At 51.6% G+C, this 21,533-nt stretch carries 25 protein-coding genes; 20 read left to right on the forward strand and 5 right to left on the reverse strand.

Annotation, left to right across the window (positions count from 1 at the left end; all coding sequences use genetic code 11):
• Positions 1-126: 126 nt before the first annotated feature.
• The 7 genes from JCR24_RS04750 (at position 127) to JCR24_RS04780 (ending at position 5,626) form a co-directional block, all read left to right on the forward strand.
• Entirely contained in the window at positions 127-1,026 is a 900-nt protein-coding gene (locus JCR24_RS04750) for an ABC transporter ATP-binding protein (RefSeq protein ID WP_238980179.1), read from the forward strand.
• The gene (locus JCR24_RS04755; RefSeq protein WP_238980180.1) at positions 1,019-2,248 is read left to right on the forward strand and encodes an ABC transporter permease; all 1,230 of its coding nucleotides are present in this window, start codon (positions 1,019-1,021) and stop codon (positions 2,246-2,248) included. Before JCR24_RS04750 ends, JCR24_RS04755 begins: the two co-directional genes overlap by 8 nt.
• Positions 2,249-2,366: 118 nt before the next feature.
• A complete protein-coding gene (gene yhaM / locus JCR24_RS04760) occupies positions 2,367-3,344 on the forward strand; it encodes a 3'-5' exoribonuclease YhaM (protein ID WP_013146238.1) in 978 nt (325 codons plus the stop codon).
• A 26-nt stretch (positions 3,345-3,370) separates the two neighbouring features.
• Positions 3,371-3,499: a hypothetical protein gene (locus JCR24_RS04765; protein WP_015374032.1), complete on the forward strand. Its 129-nt coding sequence runs from the start codon at positions 3,371-3,373 to the stop codon at positions 3,497-3,499.
• A gap of 106 nt (positions 3,500-3,605) precedes the next feature.
• A complete protein-coding gene (locus JCR24_RS04770) occupies positions 3,606-3,794 on the forward strand; it encodes a sporulation YhaL family protein (RefSeq protein WP_015374033.1) in 189 nt (62 codons plus the stop codon).
• 129 nt (positions 3,795-3,923) lie between these two features.
• Complete coding sequence (serC, locus tag JCR24_RS04775; RefSeq protein WP_238980268.1) at positions 3,924-5,006, forward strand: 3-phosphoserine/phosphohydroxythreonine transaminase; 1,083 nt, start codon at positions 3,924-3,926, stop codon at positions 5,004-5,006.
• Between the two features lie 95 nt (positions 5,007-5,101).
• Positions 5,102-5,626, forward strand: coding sequence for a tryptophan transporter (locus JCR24_RS04780; RefSeq protein ID WP_011230154.1), 525 nt, complete (start codon positions 5,102-5,104; stop codon positions 5,624-5,626).
• Between the two features lie 351 nt (positions 5,627-5,977).
• On the opposite strand, the gene yhzF is transcribed toward JCR24_RS04780, so the two are convergent.
• The gene (gene yhzF, locus JCR24_RS04785; protein WP_013146234.1) at positions 5,978-6,166 is read right to left on the reverse strand and encodes a membrane protein YhzF; all 189 of its coding nucleotides are present in this window, start codon (positions 6,164-6,166) and stop codon (positions 5,978-5,980) included.
• Between the two features lie 154 nt (positions 6,167-6,320).
• Between yhzF and JCR24_RS04790 the strand changes: the two genes are divergently transcribed.
• On the forward strand, positions 6,321-6,926 hold the full coding sequence (locus JCR24_RS04790; protein ID WP_011230156.1) for an HTH-type transcriptional regulator Hpr: 606 nt from the start codon (positions 6,321-6,323) through the stop codon (positions 6,924-6,926).
• Here the strand turns inward: JCR24_RS04790 and JCR24_RS04795 are convergent.
• Positions 6,919-7,260: a YhaI family protein gene (locus JCR24_RS04795; protein ID WP_011230157.1), complete on the reverse strand. Its 342-nt coding sequence runs from the start codon at positions 7,258-7,260 to the stop codon at positions 6,919-6,921. The genes JCR24_RS04790 and JCR24_RS04795 overlap by 8 nt on opposite strands.
• 191 nt (positions 7,261-7,451) lie before the next feature.
• Here JCR24_RS04795 and JCR24_RS04800 point away from each other — a divergent pair, with 191 nt between their 5' ends.
• A complete protein-coding gene (locus tag JCR24_RS04800; RefSeq protein ID WP_238980181.1) occupies positions 7,452-7,631 on the forward strand; it encodes a hypothetical protein in 180 nt (59 codons plus the stop codon).
• Between the two features lie 141 nt (positions 7,632-7,772).
• On the opposite strand, the gene JCR24_RS04805 is transcribed toward JCR24_RS04800, so the two are convergent.
• Positions 7,773-7,862 (reverse strand): YjcZ family sporulation protein, encoded by a 90-nt coding sequence (locus tag JCR24_RS04805; protein WP_021322511.1) that lies wholly within the window; start codon positions 7,860-7,862, stop codon positions 7,773-7,775.
• 255 nt (positions 7,863-8,117) lie between these two features.
• Between JCR24_RS04805 and JCR24_RS04810 the strand changes: the two genes are divergently transcribed.
• Complete coding sequence (locus JCR24_RS04810; RefSeq protein ID WP_013146230.1) at positions 8,118-8,963, forward strand: peptidylprolyl isomerase; 846 nt, start codon at positions 8,118-8,120, stop codon at positions 8,961-8,963.
• Between the two features lie 76 nt (positions 8,964-9,039).
• On the opposite strand, the gene JCR24_RS04815 is transcribed toward JCR24_RS04810, so the two are convergent.
• A complete protein-coding gene (locus JCR24_RS04815; protein ID WP_238980269.1) occupies positions 9,040-9,462 on the reverse strand; it encodes an HIT family protein in 423 nt (140 codons plus the stop codon).
• Positions 9,463-9,927: 465 nt separating this feature from the next.
• Here JCR24_RS04815 and JCR24_RS04820 point away from each other — a divergent pair, with 465 nt between their 5' ends.
• From JCR24_RS04820 to JCR24_RS04855, 8 genes are all read left to right on the forward strand, one after another.
• Entirely contained in the window at positions 9,928-10,665 is a 738-nt protein-coding gene (locus JCR24_RS04820; protein WP_011230161.1) for an ABC transporter ATP-binding protein, read from the forward strand.
• Positions 10,662-11,876: an ABC transporter permease gene (locus JCR24_RS04825; protein WP_238980182.1), complete on the forward strand. Its 1,215-nt coding sequence runs from the start codon at positions 10,662-10,664 to the stop codon at positions 11,874-11,876. The genes JCR24_RS04820 and JCR24_RS04825 overlap by 4 nt, the downstream gene beginning before the upstream one ends.
• A gap of 149 nt (positions 11,877-12,025) precedes the next feature.
• A complete protein-coding gene (locus JCR24_RS04830; protein ID WP_020278960.1) occupies positions 12,026-13,426 on the forward strand; it encodes a hypothetical protein in 1,401 nt (466 codons plus the stop codon).
• A 205-nt stretch (positions 13,427-13,631) separates the two neighbouring features.
• Positions 13,632-14,669 carry a uroporphyrinogen decarboxylase gene (gene hemE, locus JCR24_RS04835; RefSeq protein WP_025038854.1) on the forward strand — a complete coding sequence of 346 codons (1,038 nt, stop codon included), beginning with the start codon at positions 13,632-13,634 and terminating at the stop codon, positions 14,667-14,669.
• A gap of 16 nt (positions 14,670-14,685) precedes the next feature.
• Positions 14,686-15,636, forward strand: coding sequence for a ferrochelatase (hemH, locus tag JCR24_RS04840; protein WP_011230165.1), 951 nt, complete (start codon positions 14,686-14,688; stop codon positions 15,634-15,636).
• Positions 15,629-17,068: a protoporphyrinogen oxidase gene (hemY, locus tag JCR24_RS04845; protein WP_011230166.1), complete on the forward strand. Its 1,440-nt coding sequence runs from the start codon at positions 15,629-15,631 to the stop codon at positions 17,066-17,068. Before hemH ends, hemY begins: the two co-directional genes overlap by 8 nt.
• A 318-nt stretch (positions 17,069-17,386) precedes the next feature.
• Positions 17,387-17,959, forward strand: coding sequence for a TetR/AcrR family transcriptional regulator (locus tag JCR24_RS04850; RefSeq protein WP_011230167.1), 573 nt, complete (start codon positions 17,387-17,389; stop codon positions 17,957-17,959).
• Positions 17,960-18,114: 155 nt separating this feature from the next.
• Positions 18,115-18,450, forward strand: coding sequence for a YhgE/Pip family protein (locus JCR24_RS04855; protein WP_238980183.1), 336 nt, complete (start codon positions 18,115-18,117; stop codon positions 18,448-18,450).
• 293 nt (positions 18,451-18,743) lie between these two features.
• Here JCR24_RS04855 and yhfH read toward each other — a convergent pair whose 3' ends face one another.
• Complete coding sequence (gene yhfH / locus JCR24_RS04860) at positions 18,744-18,881, reverse strand: protein YhfH (RefSeq protein WP_011230169.1); 138 nt, start codon at positions 18,879-18,881, stop codon at positions 18,744-18,746.
• 151 nt (positions 18,882-19,032) lie between these two features.
• On the opposite strand from yhfH, the gene JCR24_RS04865 reads away from it, so the two are divergent.
• Both JCR24_RS04865 and JCR24_RS04870 read left to right on the forward strand, forming a co-directional pair.
• Positions 19,033-19,767, forward strand: coding sequence for an MBL fold metallo-hydrolase (locus JCR24_RS04865; protein WP_238980184.1), 735 nt, complete (start codon positions 19,033-19,035; stop codon positions 19,765-19,767).
• Positions 19,768-19,905: 138 nt separating this feature from the next.
• On the forward strand, positions 19,906-21,450 hold the full coding sequence (locus tag JCR24_RS04870; protein ID WP_238980185.1) for a fatty acid--CoA ligase family protein: 1,545 nt from the start codon (positions 19,906-19,908) through the stop codon (positions 21,448-21,450).
• Positions 21,451-21,533 lie beyond the last annotated feature (83 nt).

Below are 21,533 nucleotides of genomic sequence, written 5' to 3' on the forward strand. Positions count from 1 at the left end.
CATCATTCATTTCTCTTTCATTTAGAGGTTTGATAGGCAAATTCCTGCTTCTGTCTGAAACTTTTTTTGAGACTGCACGTTTTAATAATGTGAGTGGAAAATTTGTTTTACGTTAGGGGAATATGGATGAGTTTAGAGATCATTGAGGTGACGAAACGGTTTGGTCAGGCGACGGCCGTCGACCATTTGACGTTGACGGTTCCAGAAGGGGAGATGTTCGGATTGCTTGGGGCGAACGGAGCGGGAAAAACGACGACCTTTCGCATGATTTTAGGCCTTCTGCTCCCGACGGAAGGGGTGATCCGTTGGCAAGGCGAACCGATTGATTACTCGAAAAGCCATCTGATCGGCTATTTGCCGGAAGAGCGCGGGTTGTACCCGAAGCTGAACGTGCAAGAGCAGCTTCTGTATTTAGGGCGGTTGCGCGGAATGAAAAAGACGGATATTCTTCCGGAAATCGACCGCTGGCTCGAGCGCTTCCATATCCGCGATTACGCCAACAAGCGGGTGGAGGAGCTGTCGAAAGGCAACCAGCAAAAAATCCAGTTTATCGCTGCTGTGCTTCATCGACCGAAGCTATTAATCTTGGATGAGCCATTCAGCGGTCTTGATCCGGTGAACGTTGAACTGTTGAAAGAAGCGGTGCTTGATTTAAAACGGAACGGCACGACCATTGTCTTCTCGAGTCATCGGATGGAACATGTGGAAGAGCTGTGCGAACATGTCTGCATTTTGCGCCGCGGCCGCGCGGTGGTGGCTGGAGCGCTGCGTGAACTGAAACGTTCGTTTGGCAAACAAATACTTGTTATTCAAGGGGACGGGCCGTTTGAAGAATTGGCGCGGTTTCCTGGCGTTTTGCAGTGGAAGAGGACGGCGGAAGGGGTGCGGCTGCAAATCGCCAATGAGGAGACGGCACAAGCGATACTCGGCCATATAGCAGGAAAAGTCGCGGTTCGTCTGTTTGCCTTGGAAGAACCGTCTCTGAATGATATCTTTATTGAAAAAGTAGGTGCGGCGTATGAATAAGTTTTTCCTTGTGGCGGGGCATACGTATGGAACGAAGCTGAGGGCGAAAGCATTTCTTGTGACAACCGCCATCACTTGCCTGTTGATCATCGGGGTGGCCAACATTCAGCCGATCATCGAGTTTTTCACCGGTGATGAAAAGACTCATGTCGCGGTCATTGACCGCACGGGATCTTTGTACGGTCCGCTTGAGAAGCAGGTAAGCCATGACCAAATCGCGTTGACAAAAATTACGGATATGGAAAACGAAGCGAAAGAAGCAGTCAAAGAAGGCAAATGGGACGGATTGCTCGTATTGTCCAGGGATGCGGAAGGATTGCCGGAAGCGGTGTATTATGCCAATACGATTGTGGACAATCAGACGCCTGAGGAACTCAAACGAGCGCTAAGCCAGCTGAAAACAGCGCTTTCAGCCGCTAAGCTCGGCCTGACGGATGAACAAATGGCTGAGCTTTACAAACCTGTTCCGTTCCAAAAGGTGGCATTGGAAAAAAACGCGAAGACGGAAGAGGAGTTGAACCAAGCGCGCGCTCTTGTTTATGTCCTTCTTTTCGCGATGTATATGTTTGTTTTGATGTATGGAGGAATGATCGCGACGGAGGTGGCGACGGAAAAATCGTCGCGCGTGATGGAAATTTTAGTGTCAAGCGTCCCGCCGGTCCAACAGCTGTTTGGCAAAATCATCGGCGTTGCTCTTGTCAGCTTGACGCAATTTTTCGTTTTTTTCGCCGTCGCTTTCGCCGCGTTAAAAACGAGCGGGCAGGAAGTGTGGCGTTTCCTCGGATTTGACCACCTGCCGGCATCGATATTTGTGTATGCACTCGTTTTTTTCTTGCTCGGTTACCTCTTGTATGCGGTGCTGTTTGCCGTGCTCGGTTCGCTCGTCAGCCGGGTCGAAGATGTACAGCCGGCGATTACGCCGGTCATGATGCTGGTTGTCGCTGCCTTTATGATCGCCATGTTTGGCTCGAATGCCCCTGAGTCGGCGTTCGTGACCGGCGCTTCGTTCGTTCCCTTTTTCGCGCCGATGCTCATGTTTTTGCGCATCGGCCTCGTTTCCGTGCCGGGGTGGGAAGTGGCGCTTTGCCTTGTGCTTTTAGCGGCGACGACTGCCTTGCTGATCTATTTTGGCGCCAAAGTGTATCGAGGCGGTGTGCTGATGTATGGGCGAATGAACATTTTCAAGGATATAAAACGGGCCATTCAGCTAACAAAAAAATAAACAGCGTGACGGGACGTTTGGGCCAATGTTTCCTTGCCGTTTCGGCAAGGCTTTCTTTTTGCCCTCTAACCGTTATGATATACTAGAAAGTACGTACAGAGAAACGGAGGAGAACGAAGTGGCGAAAGGCATCATCCATTATGAGGTTGGGGAACAAGTTGATCTCTTTTTGCTCATCAAATCCGCAACGAAAGGCATCGCCAGCAACGGCAAGCCGTTCTTAACGTTGATTTTGCAAGATAAAAGCGGCGACATTGAAGCGAAACTGTGGGATGTCTCGCCAGATGATGAAGAGCGGTATGTGCCGGAGTGCATCGTCAAAGTGGCGGGAGACATCCATAACTACCGCGGCAAATTGCAGCTGCGCATCCGTTCGATCCGTCCTGCTCATCCGGGCGATGCCGTGCGCATCGATGACTTTTTGGAGAAGGCTCCGCTCGGCCGCGAGGAAATGAAGGCGAAAGTCATGGAATACATATTTGCGATGGAAAATCCAAACATCCAGCGCATTACCCGCTATTTGTTGAAAAAATACGAAAAGGCGTTTTTTGAGTATCCAGCGGCGACGAAAAACCATCATGAATTTATCTCCGGACTGGCGTACCACGTCGTGTCGATGCTCGAGCTCGCCAAGGCGCTCATCCATCTCTATCCGTCGCTCAATAAAGATTTGCTTTATGCCGGCGTCATTTTGCATGACCTTGGCAAAGTGATTGAACTATCCGGTCCGGTATCGGCGGCGTATACGCTTGAAGGAAATTTGCTCGGACACATTTCGATCATGGTGAGCGAGATCAGCAAGGCGGCGGAACAGCTCGGCATTCAAGGTGAAGAAGTCGTCATTTTGCAGCATCTTGTGCTCGCGCATCATGGCAAGGCGGAATGGGGCAGCCCGAAGCCGCCGCTTGTCAAAGAAGCCGAGGTACTTCATTACATTGACAATTTGGATGCGAAAATTACGATGATCGACCGTGCGCTTGAGAAAGTAAAACCAGGTGAATTCACTGAACGCGTCTTTGCCCTTGACAACCGCTCGTTTTACAAACCGGCGTTTTTGTCTGTTTCAAAGCCAAAAAACGCGGGTAGTAAAGAGTAGGGACGGATCAAGGGGAGGGATGGATTATGATCGAACCGATCATTGAAATCGTCCCAAAGACCCAGTATGAACAGGCGAAAGAAGAATTGAAGGAATTGCGACGTCAATGGAAAAAGGTAGAAGCGAAGAAGAAGCCAAAACGAAGCGAAACATAAGCGTTGTCCCCATGAAAGAGGCGGCATTCCCGCCTCTTTCTCCATGCATACGGCTGCCCGCTCGCGCGTATAGTGTAGTAAGACAAGCATACAAGGGGGAATGGCGATGCTCAGTTTGCCTTGGTGGGTGTATTTGGTTGTTGCCGGCATTATTTTCAGCGGCTACATGACCGTCAAAACAGCGGCGCGCGAGCGGGAAATCGACGAGGCGTTTATTGAAAAAGAAGGCGAAATTTATATGGAGCGCATCCGTCAAGAACGGGAGCGGCGGAAACAAGCGAAGTCCTTGCAATAGCAGGGGCTTTCTTTTTTTGGAAGATTTCATTTGAAAGCGTTTTTTTCGAAAAATTCTCTTTCTTTTTTTGCGAATCGTGCTAGGATAATAATATCAATGGACTACCAGGAGGCAAAGTGAGGGATGACGATGAAACGAGCATACAACTTCAACGCCGGCCCGTCAGCGCTGCCGCTTCCGGTGCTTGAGCGGGCGCAAAAAGAGCTCCTTAATTTTCAAAACACCGGCATGTCGGTGATGGAATTAAGCCACCGAAGCAAGGAATACGAGGCTGTCCATCATGCGGCGAAAGAGCGGCTCAAGCGGCTTCTAAATGTGCCGGACGGATATGACGTTTTATTTTTGCAAGGCGGGGCGAGCCTGCAGTTTTCAATGGTGCCGATGAACCTCCTCACGGAAGGGAAAATCGGCTGTTATGTGCTGACCGGGGCATGGTCGGAGAAAGCGCTGAAAGAAGCGCAAAAAATCGGTTTGACAACGGTCGTCGCTTCGAGCAAAGAAGCGAACTACACATACATTCCGCCGCTTGATGACGTCCAATGGCCGAAAAACGCCGCCTATGTCCATATTACGTCAAACAACACGATCTTCGGCACTCAATGGAAGGAATTTCCGAACACGCCGGTTGACTTGGTCGCGGATATGTCGAGCGATATTTTAAGCCGTCCGTTCGATGTCAGTCAATTTGCCCTCATTTACGCCGGGGCGCAGAAAAATCTCGGCCCGTCAGGAGTCACGGTTGTCATTCTCCGCAACGATTTGCTTGAGCGCATTCCGGACGGGCTGCCGACGATGCTTGATTACCGGACGCACCAGAAGAGCAATTCGCTGTACAACACGCCGCCGACGTTTGCGATTTACATGCTGTCGCTCGTGCTCGAATGGGTCGAAGAGCAAGGCGGTGTGGCGGCGATGGAAGAGCGCAACCAGCAAAAGGCGGCCGTGCTGTATGAGGCGATTGATGAAAGCGGCGGCTTTTACAAACCGCACGCCGAAAAGGGGAGCCGTTCGCTCATGAACGTCACCTTTACGCTTCCAAATGAGGAGCTGACGAAAACGTTCCTCGCCGAGGCGAAAGAACGCGGGTTTGTCGGGCTCGGCGGGCACCGATCGGTTGGCGGCTGCCGGGCGTCGATTTACAACGCGGTGCCGCTTGAGGCGTGCGAAGCGCTCGCGTCGTTTATGAACGAGTTCCGCCGCCGTTTTGCCTGAAAATTTCTTCTTCACTTTTACACTGCAAAGTGATATAATGATAGAAAAATTCTCGAGCAAAAGATATAGACGAGGAGAGATGAGGAGAGATGAGCATGAATGTGAGAGCATTAGTATCGATGGCGCTGTTAGTCGGAATCGGAGCCGTGTTGCACGCGGTCATTCCGGGGTTGTTTTTCGGAATGAAGCCGGATATGATGCTGGCGATGATGTTTTTGGCGATTTTGCTTTTTCCAAACGTCAAAGCGGTCGGCCTTGTCGGCGTCGTCACTGGCTTGATCTCAGCCATGACGACGACGTTCCCGGGCGGACAGCTGCCGAATATGATCGATAAGATCATCACCGCCTTTGTCGTGTTTGCCCTAGCGACTTTGATGAAAGCATACAGCCAAACGGTCATTGGGGCTTCAGTGCTGGCGGCAGTCGGCACGGTCATTTCCGGCGGGGTGTTTTTGGCTGCGGCGCTCTTGCTTGTCGGGTTGCCGGGCGGAGCGACGTTTTCGGCGCTGTTTGTCACCATCGTGCTGCCGACAGCGGCGTTGAACGCCGTGGCGATGGCCATCATCTATCCGATCGCATCGTCGATTTTCCGACGGATGAACGTTACAGCGCACGTGTAGACGGCGAAAAACCCGATCATGGCTGGTCGGGTTTTTTGCTATCAAAGAGAGAGTAGGAAAAAAATACTTATGCTCTCAGGCGTGTTGATTAACCATTAAAAACCAGTTGAAATCGCTCTATTATCAGCTTTTCTGCCGTAGTCGGCAAGCGATTCGCTTGCCGACTGGGCATGCTGTACGCATGCCTTCCTCGAACAATGAACGCTTTGCGGGCAAATGACATTTGCCCGCCGGCGTTCTTGTTCGAGGGAAGAGGCAGAAAAGCTTGTGTTCAGTCAAATGATTCTGTGCTTTTAGTAAAATAATGGATAATCAACACTCGTGTTATGCTCCATTTGTTTTTAACGCGTATTAGACATAGCTGAGAAGCCAAGCGGTGAGCAAGCAAATGAACGCTATTCCAATATAGCGCAAAGTCCGTTCTTTCAGCAATGCTTTCGGCGGGTACGCCCGCGCTTTCCATAAGGCGAAAAATGCGTTTATAAAAAGACAGAAAAATAAGAATCCGACAGCGATAAGCAGCCATTGTATATACACCATGGCATTCTCCTCCTGTATGCGCCAAGCGCCTTATGCTTACTACTATGAATATGCAAAAAAAATCATAAAAATAAATACTTTTGTCTTTATTCCTTTTTGTTTTATTGATATAATGGAGAGTAAAAAATACGGTGAGGGAAGAGTGGGTGGAACGATGAAAGCGACAGAACAGCATTATTCCATCAAAGAGGCGATGTTATTCAGCCAACGAATTGCCCAGCTGAGCAAAGCGTTATGGAAATCGATTGAAAAAGATTGGCAACGTTGGATCAAGCCGTTTGACTTGAACATTAACGAACATCACATTTTGTGGATCGCCTATCACTTCAAGGGAGCCTCGATTTCGGAAATCGCCAAGTTTGGTGTGATGCACGTATCGACGGCGTTCAACTTCTCAAAGAAATTAGAAGAAAAAGGATTGCTTTCGTTTTCCAAAAAACAGGATGACAAGCGCAATACGTACATTGAGTTGACGGAAAAAGGAGAAGAAGTGTTGATGAAGCTGATGGAGACGTATGACCCGACGAAAAATGCCGTTTTCAATGGGGCGTTGCCGTTGCGCGAGTTGTACGGAAAGTTTCCAGAAATTTTAGAAATGATGTGCATCGTCCGCAACATTTATGGCGATGATTTCATGGAAATTTTTGAGCGGGCGTTTGAAAACATTAAAGAAGATTTTATCGAGCAGGACGGCAAACTTGTCAAGCGAAAGCCGAAAACGGAAGAGCACGAGAAAGAATTGGCCAGCCAGGCTAACTGATGGTGCGAATGAGCGTTTTCAGCTCGGTCATCAGCGGGACAAACATTTGTTGGGCCAAAAGAGCGTCAACTGTCTGTTCCAGCGGAAGGTTCGGATGAAGCATCCCAGCAAACTGCACGAGCAGGGGAGTGAAAATCGTCAACCCTTCCGCTTTTTGCTGTTCGTATTGGTCGGCAAGCTCTTGGCAAAACGCCAAGAAGGCGTCGACTTCTTCTTTGGTCAAATCCGCGCGGATGATGAGGGAATAAAATGGTTTTTTCGTTTCGTCGATCATTTCCATCAGCAGAGACTGGTGAAATTCCAGCTTGGCCACTCGCTTTTCCAACGATTCCATATATCGTGCTCCTTTTGGTGACGAAAATGTGACCGTTTTTACGTATATTTTACCGAATTTGTGCGCATTCACCAATAGAAAAATCGGTTTGTGTCCGGAAAAAGAAAAATGATTGATTTCCCGCCATGAACGATGTAAAGTTAAAGCCATGGGCGGCGTTTGGCGAAGAATCAAAGAGGAGGGGAACAGTTTTGGCGCTTTCTTTCATCCTCCTGGCGGTTACGGTCTTATTTTGGATCAACCAGCTCACACACTCGCTTTGCGCGCAGCGTGACATCCCGGAGGAGCAGCAGCCGGCGGTTTTTCGCACGATTAATGTCCTTATTACGATTTTATTAATCTCTTCTTACTTTGAAGTGTTGTTTACATAACTTTTCTCTCTTCTAACGGTTGATGCGGGGATTGTTATGTTTTTCTTTTGATGGAGCGAGTTCCATTGTCGTTGCCTCTCCCTTCGTTTCAAGGAAGGCGGCAAAAAAGGGTGCTCCTTTTGCGGGAGCACCCTCTTTCGTTTAGTAGATGACGCAGGCGCAGCCGACAATGATTAGCAAAATAAACAGCACAACAATCAACGCAAAGCCTCCGGAATAAGGTGCGCTCATCGTAACACCCCCTTTCGGCAAGAAGAAGCCTGTCGAGCGCTTCATCCTCATCATATGTATGGCAAGCGTGCATGTTATGGGCGGATGACTAAAGCGGAAAGAGGTTTTTTTTTCGTTGGAAATATGGTATAGTTATTGTCGTGGCTGAAGAGGCGAGCATGTTGTTTCTTGGGCGCGCTTGGGCGCCATTCGATCTGCGCCGCTTGAAAGCGTGGGAACATTCAATCGAAAAAAGATGTAGGAGTTGTGAAGCGAATGAAAAAATGGATGATGGCCGCTGCCGTCGTTTCGCTCATGGCTTTGTCGGCCTGCAGCAACGACGGTTCGGAAGCGATTGTGGAAACGAAAAACGGCAATATTACGAAAGACGAATTTTATAATGAGATGAAAGAGCGCGTCGGCAAATCCGTCCTTCGTGATTTGATTGACGAAAAAGTGTTGAGCAAAAAATACAAGGTAACCGATGAAGAGATCGACCGCGAAATCGAACGAATCAAGGAAGCGTATGGAACGCAATATGATTTGGCCGTGCAGCAGAACGGAGAAAAAGTGATCCGCGAAATGGTCAAGCTCGATTTGCTGCGGACGAAAGCGGCCGTTGAAGACATAAAAGTGACGGAGAAAGAGCTGAAGGAGTATTATGACAACTACAAGCCGAAAATTCGCGCCAGCCATATTTTGGTCAAAGATGAAAAAACAGCAAAAGAAGTAAAGGCGAAGCTTGATAAAGGCGAGGATTTCGCCAAGTTGGCCAAAGAATACTCCCAAGATCCAGGCTCGGCATCCAACGGCGGCGATTTAGGCTGGTTTGGCCCAGGGAAAATGGTCAAGGAGTTTGAAGAAGCCGCCTATAAGCTGAAAGTCGGCGAAGTGAGCGATCCGGTGAAAACGGATTACGGCTACCATATCATTAAAGTGACGGACAAAGAAAAGAAAAAGTCGTTCAACGAAATGAAAGACGAAATTGCGTTTGAAGTCAAACGGAACAAGCTTGATCCTGCGACGATGCAGTCAAAAGTGGACAAACTGGTGAAAGATGCCGGTGTTGAGATCAAAGACAAAGATTTGCAAGATGTGATCGGGCAGCAAGGAAAACAGTAAAAAACGGAAGCGGAACATCCCTGCTTCCGTTTTTTTATTTGTGGGCTTGACCTTTCTGCTGTTCAACAACGGGAGATCAGCCGAGCTGCTCGCGAATGGCGGCCGCGATCGCCTGCAGGTCAGCGGGCGTATAGTCGCTTGCATGCGACTTCCAGACCGCGCCAAACCCATCCCCTTTGCCGTAGCGTGGAATGAGGTGAAGATGGTAATGGAACACTGTCTGCCCCGCTTGCTCGCCATTGTTGTTCAATAAGTTGAGCCCGACCGGGGAAAATGCTCGCCTGAGTGCATTGGCAATCGTCGGCACTGCCCGAAACAGTTGGCCGGCCGCCTCCGACGTGAGGGTGAAAATGTTTTCCGTATGTACTTTCGGGATGACAAGCGTATGCCCTTTTGTCACTTGGCTGATGTCCAAAAACGCGAGCACATGGTCGTCTTCGTACACTTTCGCCGCGGGCAATTCGCCGTTCATGATTTTGCAAAAAATGCAATCGCTCACTGTGGTCACCCTTTCCTTCCTATTTTCTTCATTTTACCATAAAAAAACCGGGATGTAATCCCGCAACGCAGGTTACATCCCGGTTGGTGAAAAGGGGAGAGGATGATTCAAGCAAATGTGCGTTTGATGAACACCCCATTTGCAGCAAAAATTGGTTCGGCGTGAGCGCTTCCTTTGTTCAACGTGACCATCCCCTTTGGACAGGCTCGTTGCTTCCCAGCAACGAATGCGATGGTCGCTTCCTAGGAACGTTTACAACGTTTTGCGGCTCACAACGGTGTCTTTGACGAACACCCCATTTCGGATGGATCGTTCATCAACTTTTTGATTCCTCATCCCCTCTTCGCTATTTATCATGCCCGGCTTGAGTGAGTTTATGCAAAAGAACGGTGTGATCTTTTTTGGTAAGCGAGGCTATAGTTTGGTACAATGGGGACAAAGGCCAGAACGGAAAGGGAGCGGACGATGACGCTTTTAGAAGTGAAGGATCTATCCGGAGGCTACACGGCGCAAAACGTGCTTGAAGACGTGACGTTTGTGGTCGACCGCGGCGAAATGGTCGCCTTGATCGGCCTAAATGGAGCCGGCAAAAGCACGACGATCAAACATATTATCGGCTTGATGGAACCGCGCCGCGGCGCGATTTCCATTAACGGCTATCGGCTTGCGGACGGGCCGGAAACGTATCGAAGGCAGTTTGCTTATATCCCGGAAACGCCGGTGTTGTATGAAGAATTGACGCTTGAGGAACATTTGCGTCTAGCAGCGATGGCGTACGGGTTGAGCGAAGCAGAGTATGAACGCCGCCTTCCGCCGCTGCTTCGCGAGTTTCGATTGGAGCGGCGGCTTTCCTCGTTTCCGGCTCATTTTTCGAAAGGAATGAAGCAAAAAGTCATGATTGTATGCGCCTTTTTGCTTGAACCGCCGCTTTATATCATCGATGAGCCGTTTCTCGGCCTCGATCCGCTTGCCATTCACGCCCTGCTTGAGCGAATGAATGAACAGAAAGCGAAGGGGGCGGGCATTTTGCTGTCGACGCACATTTTAGCGACGGCAGAGCGGTATTGCGACTCATTCGTTATTTTGCACAACGGCCGCGTCAAGGCCAAAGGGACGCTCGATGACATTCGCCGCCAGTTCGGGCTGCGGGGGGCGTCGCTTGATGAACTGTACGTCGAATTGACAAAGGACGATGCGCCATGATTGACGCCCGCCGTCTTTGGAAGCAGCGTTTCCAATTGGAATGGCGAAAACGGATCCGCTACTTGCGCTATATGTTCAACGACCATTTGCTCGTCGGTTTGATCATTGTGCTTGGCGGCATAGCGGTGATGTACGAGCGCTGGGCGGCGGCGCTTCCTGACTCGTTTCCGTATCCGGCTATTGCGGCGGTCGTGTTCGGCTGGGCGGCGGCCGCTGGATCGGTGCGCACCTTGTTCCGCGAGGCGGATACGGTGTTTTTATTGCCGGCGGAAGAACGGCTCGGTCCGTATATTCAGCGGGCGTTTTTCGTCTCATGGTTATGGCAGGCGTACGGCCTTTCTTTGCTTTTGCTGTTGGCGGGTCCACTGCATGCTCGCTTTTCCCCGGTGTCATGGCCGCTTTTTTTGTTCGGTCTTTTCTGCTTCAAAGGATGGAGCTTATGGGCCAGTTGGCAAGGAAGCTACATCGCCGATCCGTCTTTTCATCGCTTTGGCGCATTTACGCGTTTCATCCTAGCGGCGGTGTTCGTTTATTTGGTGCTGGTTGCGGCCCCATGGCCATTTTTTGTCGTTTTGGTCGGTTTGATGGCCGTTCTGTCCATCTGTTTGTCACGGTTGACGAGAGGAAAAACATGGAAATGGGAACAGATCATCGCGGAAGAACAGCGAGCGGCCACGGCGTTTTACCGGCTGGCCAACTTGTTTACCGACGTTCCGGAATGGCGGGAGGCGGCAAAGCGGCGGCGCTGGCTTGATTCGCTGCTCGCTTTGATTCCGTACGACAAGCGGCATGTGTTTTTTCATTTGTATGCCCGCACGTTTTTGCGCGCCGGCGGGTATGCTGGTCTGTATGTCCGTCTCACTGCGATTGGAGGCTTCATGTTGGCTGTGATCGATCACCAATACGGGCGGGCGGCCATCGCATTTTTGTTTCTTTACGCGACCGCTGTTCAATTGGCCGCGCTGCCTTCCCATCATCGCTATTCGCTATGGCCGCGGCTGTACCCGTTGCCGCAGGCGCAACCGGATGCTGCGGCGGTTCGGTTGCTTTCCATTCTGCTGATTGGGCAAAATACGGTATTCCATCTCGTACTGTTGGCTGTTTCCCCGCGCCTTCTTTGGCTCGCCACTTGGCTTGGCGGAAACATATGGGGGCTTTGGATGGCAGGGCGGTACGTGCGCCTGCAACGTGGGCAGAAAGCAGGATGCTAGTGCTGTTTGTGCTGGCGCCGGCGTTTTTCATTTTCAATGGATGGCCGAAGCTTTCACACCTTTTTTCCCGCTTCATATGCTGTAGTACACCGGCCTGGGCGCATGTCCAGCGGGTCGGGCTGGAAGTTGGGAAGAAAGGGGAATGATTCATGGGTGTAGAGCTTGTAGCGCTGCACTGGATTTACTTGCTGTTCATCGTGCTCATTATTGGGTTTATGGTCGCCCGCAAAGATACATCGCTCATTTGCATTGCCGGCATCTTTTTATTGGCGGCGGTCGCTACCCATTCGTTGAGCGCGGCGGTCAGCGGAGTGTTTAACAGCTTTATTTACGCGATTACGGAGCTATTGCCGACGATTTTAGTCATCTCTATTATTGTGGCGATGAGCAAAGTGTTGTCGGCCACCGGCATCAATGATGTCATGGTTTCGCCGTTTGTCCGTTTCATCCGTACGCCGGCTTGGGCGTATTGGACGATCGGAATTTTGATGATGATCATTTCTTGGTTTTTCTGGCCGTCTCCGGCTGTTGCTCTCATGGGGGCAGTTCTGTTGCCGGCAGCGGTCCGAGTGGGCTTGCCGGCGTTGGGAGTGGCGATGGCGATGAACTTGTTCGGGCATGGCATCGCGCTTTCCGGCGATTTTATCATCCAAGGGGCGCCGAAATTAACGGCCGATGCCGCCGGGCTGCCGGTCGGCGATGTCATCGCTGCCAGTGTGCCGCTTGTTTTTGTAATGGGGGCCGTCACAACGGTCACGGCGTTTTACTTGCTGCGCCGTGACATGAAGCGAGGGCGACTGGCAAGCGGGGAGGCGGAAATGGCTGCAACGGTCGATTCGACGCTGGAAAAAACAAGTCATTTACTGACGGGACAAACGAAAAAATGGCTTGCGCTGTTGATTCCGATTTTGTTCGCCCTTGATGTCATCGCGATGTTTTATTTGCGGTTGCAAGGCGGGGAAGCGACCGCCTTGGTTGGTGGGACAGCGATTTTCATTTTGATTCTCATCTCCGTTCTCGCCCATCGGCAAGAAAGTTTTGCGGAAGTGACAAATTACTTTATTGAAGGGTTTCAGTTCGGGTTTAAAGTGTTCGGCCCTGTTATTCCGATCGCCGCGTTTTTCTATCTTGGCGATGCGGGGTTTGTGAAAATCATCGGCGACTATTTGCCACAGGCATCGCAAGGCATCGTCAACGATTTAGGGGTTGCCTTGGCTCATGCGGTGCCGCTGAACAATGAGGTGGGGGCGGTTACGCTCACGATCGTCGGGGCGATTACTGGTCTTGACGGCTCCGGGTTTTCCGGCATCTCGCTCGCCGGTTCGATCGCTCATTTGTTTTCTGTAGCGATCGGCGGCGGAACGGCAACGTTGACGGCGCTCGGCCAAATCGCCGCCATTTGGGTCGGCGGCGGCACGCTCGTTCCGTGGGCGCTCATTCCAGCCGCAGCGATCTGCGGGGTTGACCCGTTTGAGCTGGCGCGCCGCAACCTCATTCCTGTTGCTGTCGGCTTGGTGGTTACGACCGTTGTCGCCATGTTTCTCATCTGAACAGAAAGCTGTCCCGTGCGGCCGGGGCAGCTTTTTTGCTATAATGGGCATGGACTTAAAAATCGGTCGATTTTTTGACAGTTCGCCTTCTTCTCTATACATTGGGTACGGAAAGCTGTATAGTGAAAAGGAGATAGGCAATGTTTGAAGGCAAAAAAAAGGCGAAACCATTGACGGGATTGTGAGGAAAGAAAGGCGGATGGAGATGGCTAGACAGATCAATGATACATTTTTGCGCGCCTGCCGCGGCGAACAAACATCGTACGTGCCGGTTTGGTATATGCGGCAAGCCGGACGGTCGCAGCCGGAGTATCGGGCGCTGAAAGAAAAATATTCGCTGTTTGAAATTACGCATCAACCGGAGCTTTGCGCGTACGTCACCAGACTTCCCGTTGAGCAATATGGCGTCGATGCCGCCATTTTATATAAAGACATTATGACACCGCTGCCGGCCATTGGCGTGAACGTCGAGATTCAGGGCGGCATCGGGCCGGTGATCGCAAATCCGATTCGCTCGCTTCAAGACGTCGAGCGGCTTGGGGAGATTGATCCAGAACATGATGTGCCGTATGTGTTTGAAACGATTCGGCTCCTTGTCAACGAACAGTTGGATGTGCCGCTCATCGGGTTTGCCGGGGCGCCGTTTACGTTGGCGAGCTACATGATTGAAGGCGGTCCGTCAAAAAATTATCATAAGACGAAAGCGTTCATGTATGCTGAACCGAAAGCGTGGTTCGCCTTAATGGACAAGCTCGCTGAGATGACGATCCGTTATGTGCGGGCGCAAATTCGGGCAGGGGCAAGCGCTGTGCAAATTTTTGATTCTTGGGTTGGCGCCGTTAGTGCTGACGATTACCGGACGTTTATCAAGCCGGCGATGGCGCGCATTTTTGCCGCTTTGCGGGAAGAAGGGGCTCCGCTCATTATGTTTGGCGTCGGCGCCAGCCACTTAGTGCATGAGTGGAACGATTTGCCGCTTGATGTCATCGGCCTTGACTGGCGGCTGTCGATTCGCGAAGCGCGCCGCCAAGGCATTGCGAAAGCGATTCAAGGCAACTTGGATCCGGCGGTGCTTCTTGCGCCGTGGGACGTGATCGAAGAACGGGTGAAGCGCATTTTGGACGAAGGGATGGAACGGCCGGGCTACATCTTCAACTTAGGCCACGGCATTTTTCCGGATGTTCAGCCGGCGACACTGAAGCGTCTGACCGCTTTTATCCACGAATATACGTCAACGAACTAAACGAGGGGGTGGCACAATGGTGAAAAAAACAGCGGGGCTGCTCGTGATGGCGTACGGAACGCCGTACCGGGAAGATGATATTGAACGGTATTATACGCACATTCGCCATGGGCGCAAGCCGCCGCAAGAACAAATCGAGGATTTAAAAGCGCGCTACCGGGCGATCGGCGGGTTGTCGCCGCTTGCGAAAATTACGGAAGAGCAGGCGAAACGGCTCGAGGAGCGGCTGAACGAAGTGCAAGATGAAGTCGAGTTTCGCATGTATTTAGGGCTCAAACATATTGAGCCGTTCATTGAGGATGCCGTCGAGCGCATGCATGATGACGGCATCAAAGAAGCGGTTGGGATCGTCCTAGCCCCTCATTATTCCACATTCAGCATTCGCTCGTACAATGAGCGGGCGAAAGCGGCAGCAAAAAAGCTCGGCGGACCGACCATTTACACGATTGATCAATGGTATGACGAGCCGAAGTTTTTGCAATATTGGGCAGAACAAGTGCGGGCGATTTTTGCCGCCATGCCGGAACGTGAGCGGGAGCGAGCTGTGCTGATCGTATCCGCACATAGTTTGCCGGAAAAAATTATTCAAGCCGGTGACCCGTATCCAACGCAGCTCGAAGATACAGCGAAACGAATTGCTGATCAAGCCGGCGTCGCCCACTATGCCGTCGGCTGGCAAAGCGCCGGTCAGACGCCGGAACCATGGCTTGGGCCGGACGTGCAAGACTTGACGCGCCAGCTTTACGAAGAGCGCGGCTATACGTCGTTCGTTTACGCGCCGGTCGGTTTTGTCGCCGACCATTTGGAAGTGTTGTATGACAACGACATTGAGTGCAAACAGGTGACGGAAGAGATCGGCGCCCGCTATTACCGACCGGAGATGCCCAACACGAATCCATTGTTTATTGATGCATTGGCGTCGGTTGTGTTAAAGCGGTGGGCGGAAGAAGGCGATCGACATGAATGAAGGGCAACGGACGGTCGTCATCATTGGCGGCGGCATTACCGGCTTGACGGCTGCTTACTACTTGCAAAAAGCGATTCGAGAGCAACGCCTCCCACTTGCATGCAAACTTGTCGAGGCGACGCACCGGCTCGGCGGAAAAGTGCAGACGGTCGTCCGCGACGGTTTTGTCATTGAACGCGGTCCAGACTCGTTTTTGGCGCGGAAAACGAGCGCGTTTCGCCTTGTGAAGGAAGTCGGCCTTGAACATGAGATCGTTCATAACGCGACCGGAACATCGTACATTTTGGTCAACGGCAAACTCTATCCAATTCCGGGCGGAGCGGTGATGGGCATTCCGACGCGCATCGCCCCGTTTTTAACGACCGGACTGTTTTCCCCGGCCGGCAAGCTGCGGGCGGCGCTTGACTTTGTGCTGCCGCCGGTGAAAGTCGATGGTGATATGCCGCTTGGCCGCTTCTTCCGCCGCCGCCTCGGCGATGAGGTGGTGGACAATCTCATTGAACCGCTGCTTTCCGGCATTTACGCCGGCGACATTGATGAGATGAGCCTAATGGCGACGTTTCCACAGTTTTTTCAGCTTGAGCAAAAATACGGAAGCCTTGTCCGTGGAGCGAGACGAACGACGCCGAAAGAGCAAAAAGAGCGGAAAGGGGCGTTCCAGACGTTAAAAACGGGCTTGCAGTCGCTCGTTGATGAAGTGGAAAAACGGCTTGAGCCGGGCAGCGTCATCAAAGGGGTGCGTGTCGAGCGGATCGTTCGCACCGATTCGGCGTATCGGCTGCAACTGAGCACAGGAGAGGTGTGGGGGGCAGACGGCATCATCGTGACAACGCCGCATCATGTTGTGCCCGACATGTTCGCTGACTATCCGTTTTTCGCCCCGTTCCGTTCAGTGCCGCTGACGTCGGTGGCGACGGTGGCGCTCGCATTTCCGGAGGAGGCGATCCGCCAAGACATTGACGGCACCGGGTTTGTCGTTTCGCGCCGCAGCGATTACACGATGACAGCGTGCACATGGACGCATAAAAAATGGCCGCACACCGCGCCGCCTGGCAAGGCGCTCTTGCGCTGCTACGTCGGGCGCCCGGGCGATGAGGAGATCGTCGACCAACCTGATGATGAGATCGTCCGCGTTGTATTGGATGATTTAAATAAAGTGATGAATATTGCCGGCCAACCGGAGTTCGCCGTCATCTCGCGCTGGAAGCGGGCCATGCCGCAATACACGGTCGGGCACCGCGAGCGGCTGGCGCACATTAAACGGCAGATGGGCGATGCGCTGCCGGGGGTGTTTTTGGCCGGCAGCTCATACGAAGGGCTCGGATTGCCGGATTGCATTGACCAAGGCGAAAAAGCGGTGCGTGACGTGCTTCTGTATTTGCAGCAAGCGCCAGTTCAACAGACGTCCGATCTGTACAGCAGCGTCCGTTAATCGACGGTTTTCCAACGCCCTGGTCCGTTCGCCGCTCACATTTGGACGTCGGTGCGGCCGCCAGCCGGTTGAAGCGAAAAGAAGCGGATGGCTGTTTGTCTCTTTTGGCTCGTGGAAGTGGTTTCCGCTGCAAAAGGGATGTGAAAAGAACGTGGGAGAAGCTTCAACGGCGCTTCTACCCATTTGCTTGGAAAGGATGAGGGAGCAGGAAGAAATTCCGTCCCCAATGCGACGGCCCTTTACATCCATGTTGTTTGATAGTATAATGGATACGGGTTGACCAAATTGTTCATTTAGTCAATTTGAAGGATGAGGAGTATGGCAAGCGACCGCAAACGGCAAATCATCGAAGCGGCGGCCCAATCGTTTGCTGCCTTTGGCTACAAGGCGACGACGATGGAGCAGATCGCCAAGCTCGCCAACGTCGGCAAGGGGACGATCTATACGTTTTTTAAAAGCAAAGAGGAACTGCTTGATGAAATCGTCTCCGGATTGATTATGGAAATCAAGGCGGAAGCGGAGCTGGCGATGGACTCGTCACTGCCGTTTTCCGAAAACGTCCACCGCGCCTTGTACCGCATTTTGGAATTTCGCCAGCGCCATCAGCTGACGGCGAAGCTGCTTCAAGAAGTGCGCAATATCGGTACGGCGGCGGTGCAAGAAGTGCTTGCCAAACTGGACCGGGCAATGGTCGAGTTCATTCGGCAAAAAATTGATGCGGCGGTGGAAAAAGGGGAGATTCGTCCGTGCAATTCGGAAATTACGGCATTTTTGATGCTCAAGACGTACATCGCCTTGATCGTCGATTGGGAAAAAGATCATGAACCGTTGACAAAAGAACAAATTGCTGAATTGTTTACGCTCTATTTTTTGCAAGGATTGTCGAGATAGATGATCCTCTTTTTTTGTTGGAAATTGACCATACGGACAATTTGGTCATCTGTACAAAGGAGGGAGCGCCATATGCTGCGAAAAGAGATGCGGGCCATCGTGCTCCGCCCGAATTTGCTTGGCATTTGTTCACTTGGATCATCAGCATAACATTTATGATGATTGTTCAATTCCTTGTCACCGTGTTTGACAACTCAGGCCGGTTTCTTGCCATTTTGCTATTGATTGCCCAGCTAGTTGGAAGCGCCGGCACGTATCCGATTGAGCTCGTTCCGGGTGCGTTGCAGTCGCTTCATCCGTGGCTGCCGATGACCCATGCGATCCGTGGGTTGCGAGCAGTCATTTCAAGCGGCGATTTCTTGGTCATGTGGAAGGAAGCTGCGATATTGCTTGCGACAGCCGCGGTCTTTGCCTTGGCGACGCTCGTGTATTTTCTCCTTCGGTATCGCCGCCGTTATGCGGTATGGACGGAAACAGCGGCTCAAACGTGATGATTGAACCATGCCGTCTCGAAGGCGTCCTAAAAAGATTGGGACGCCTTTTTGCATTGGCCAATATCGGAATCAAACAACAGATGGAATTAAAACCATTTTCTAGGACGAGGGATTGCTTTTTGCGGATGGGCCGCCATTAGAACGTTGTGTGTGATGGCGCCCCTGAGATTGGCAAAAAAAAAATGCCTCTTAGCTGGAGGCAGTCAAGAGAAAAGGCAGGCTGCATTGGGGAACAGCCAAACGCCGGCGGGGCAGCCGGCGAACGTGACGCAAGGGCAGCGTCCGCTCACCTATTGGCGGTAAGCGGCGCCAAGGCAATCAGAGCACGTGTTGCCGTAGCATTCATGCTGCTCGTCAATCTCTTTGCCGCAGTGCAGACATTTTTTTGGCGGTAAGTTTCTGAAAAATTCCAACACTTTCATCAACATTCCGATCCCCTCCGTTGTCTTGGTAATTTTATTGTATTATAACACACAACAAAATGTCAATAGGTGTTTTAAAACAAAAATCAACAAAGATGAAAAAATAGGCGCGGTTGTGTATGATGAAGACAAAACGAATGGAAGGAGAGAACCGAAAATGAAAGTGACGGTCATCGGCTATTGGGGAGGATTCCCTGCCGCCAATGAAGCGACATCGGCGTATTTGTTCGAACATGATGGATTTTGCCTGCTCGTTGATTGCGGCAGCGGGGCGCTTGCCAAGCTGCAAAACTATACGGCTGTGGAAAACTTAGATGCGGTCATCATCTCCCATTATCATTACGACCATATCGCCGACATCGGCCCGCTCCAATACGCGCGTCTCATTCATAAAAATTTGGGAGCTGACCTTCCCGTCTTGCCGATTTACGGCCATGTGGAAGACGAGGCGGCGTTTTCACGCTTGACGCACAGCGGCATTACGGAAGGAATTGCCTATGACCCGAATGGGACGCTGGCTGTCGGGCCGTTTTCGATCACATTTATGAAAACAGTCCATCCGGTGCCATGCTACGCGATGCGCATTACTGCCGGCGGCAAGACGGTTGTTTATACGGCCGATTCAAGCTATATACCGGAGTTTCTTCCGTTTGCCAAAGGAGCCGACTTGCTCATTTGCGAGTGCAACTTTTACGCTGGGCAAAACGCGGCGCCGGCTGGGCATATGACGAGCGAGGAGGCGGCGGCCATCGCGGAGGGAGCACGTGTCGGAGAATTATGGTTGACGCATTTGCCACACGTTGGCCGGCACGAGCAGCTGGTTGAGGAGGCTGGCCGGACGTTCCGCGGCGTCATCCGCCTCGCCCGCACCGGCTTGACATGGGTGCAATAAGGCAGCATTCAGGAAAGAAACAGCAGAGGAAACGCTTTCTCTTGTCCTTTGCTGTTCTTTTTTTTATAATGGATATAGTTCGAATTTTTTTACTTATAAAATGAATGGTCATTCATTCATTTTGGGGGAGGAGCTCATATGAACGTCACGACGCGATTGGCGCAAATCGCCAAACAGTTGCCGAAGAAGGAAGCGTATGTCTTCATGAAAGAGCGGTGCACGTACGAGCAATTGAACGAAGCGGCTTCCCGTTTTGCCGATGGGCTGGCGCAGCTTGGCATTCGCCGGGGCGACCATGTCGCCTTGTTGCTTGGCAACTCGCCGCAGTTCGTCATCAGTTTGTACGGGGCGCTGCGGCTTGGGGCGACCGTCATTCCAATCAATCCCATTTACACACCTGAAGAAATTTTTTATATTTTGCATAACGGCGATGTCAAAGGGGTGATCGGCCTCGACTTGCTCGCCCCGTTGTTTGCGGAGGCGAAGAAGCGGCTTCCGCTGCTTGAGCACGTGATCGTTTGTGAAACACCGGAAGGGAAGGAAAAAGCCATTTCCCTGTCGGAAGGAATGAAATCGTTTGCAGAAGTGTTAGCGGACGGCAGCCCGGATTTTACCGGCCCTGAACTGGATGATGATGATGTTGCCGTCATTTTGTACACATCGGGGACGACTGGCAAGCCAAAAGGGGCGATGCTCACTCATAAAAACATATACAGCAATGCCCAAGATACGGCCGATTATTTAGGCATCAATGAAAATGACCGCATCATCGCTGCGCTGCCGATGTTTCATGTGTTTTGCCTGACCGTGGCGCTCAACGCCCCGCTAATGAACGGCGGGACGGTGCTCATTATGCCAAAGTTCAGTCCAGCAAAGTTGTTTCAGCTGGCCCGAGAGGAAAAAGCGACGATTTTTGCCGGCGTGCCGACGATGTACAATTTCCTTTATCAGTACGAAGGTGGAAGCGCGGACGATTTGCGGACGCTCCGCCTTTGCATCTCAGGAGGCGCTTCAATGCCGGTCGCTTTGCTTGAAAACTTTGAGAAAAAGTTCAACGTCATCATTTCAGAAGGATATGGGCTTTCGGAGGCGTCCCCTGTCACCTGTTTCAATCCTCTTGATCGGCCGCGCAAGCCTGGTTCGATCGGAACGAACATTAAAAATGTTGAAAATAAGGTCGTCAACGAGTACGGCGAGGAAGTGCCCGTCGGCGAAGTCGGAGAGCTTGTCGTTCGCGGGCCAAACGTTATGAAAGGGTATTACAAAATGCCGGAAGAAACAGCGGCTGCCTTGCGCGACGGTTGGCTGCACACCGGTGATTTGGCGCGCATGGACGAGGAGGGCTATTTCTATATCGTCGACCGAAAGAAAGAGATGATTATCGTCGGCGGCTACAACGTGTATCCGCGCGAAGTCGAAGAAGTGCTGTACAGCCATCCAGATGTCGTGGAAGCCGCCGTGATCGGCGTGCCGGACCCGGACTACGGCGAAGCGGTGCGGGCGTATGTCGTCTCGAAAAATCCGGAGTTGACGGAAGCAGAGCTCATTGCTTACTGCCGTGAGCGGTTGGCAAAATATAAAGTGCCGAGCGCGATTGACTTTTTGGACGAGCTGCCGAAAAATGCGACAGGAAAAATTTTGCGAAGAGCGTTAAAAGAGCGGCTCGCGTCTTCCCATGCTTGATGGTGCTGAATTTTCAGCACCTTTTCTTTTTTTTGAATAGTATATTGAAAACAAGTAGATAAATTTATATAATTTAACACATA

It is taken from the genome of Geobacillus sp. YHL (genome assembly GCF_022341265.1).
GTDB classification, from domain to species: Bacteria; Bacillota; Bacilli; order Bacillales; family Anoxybacillaceae; genus Geobacillus; species Geobacillus thermoleovorans.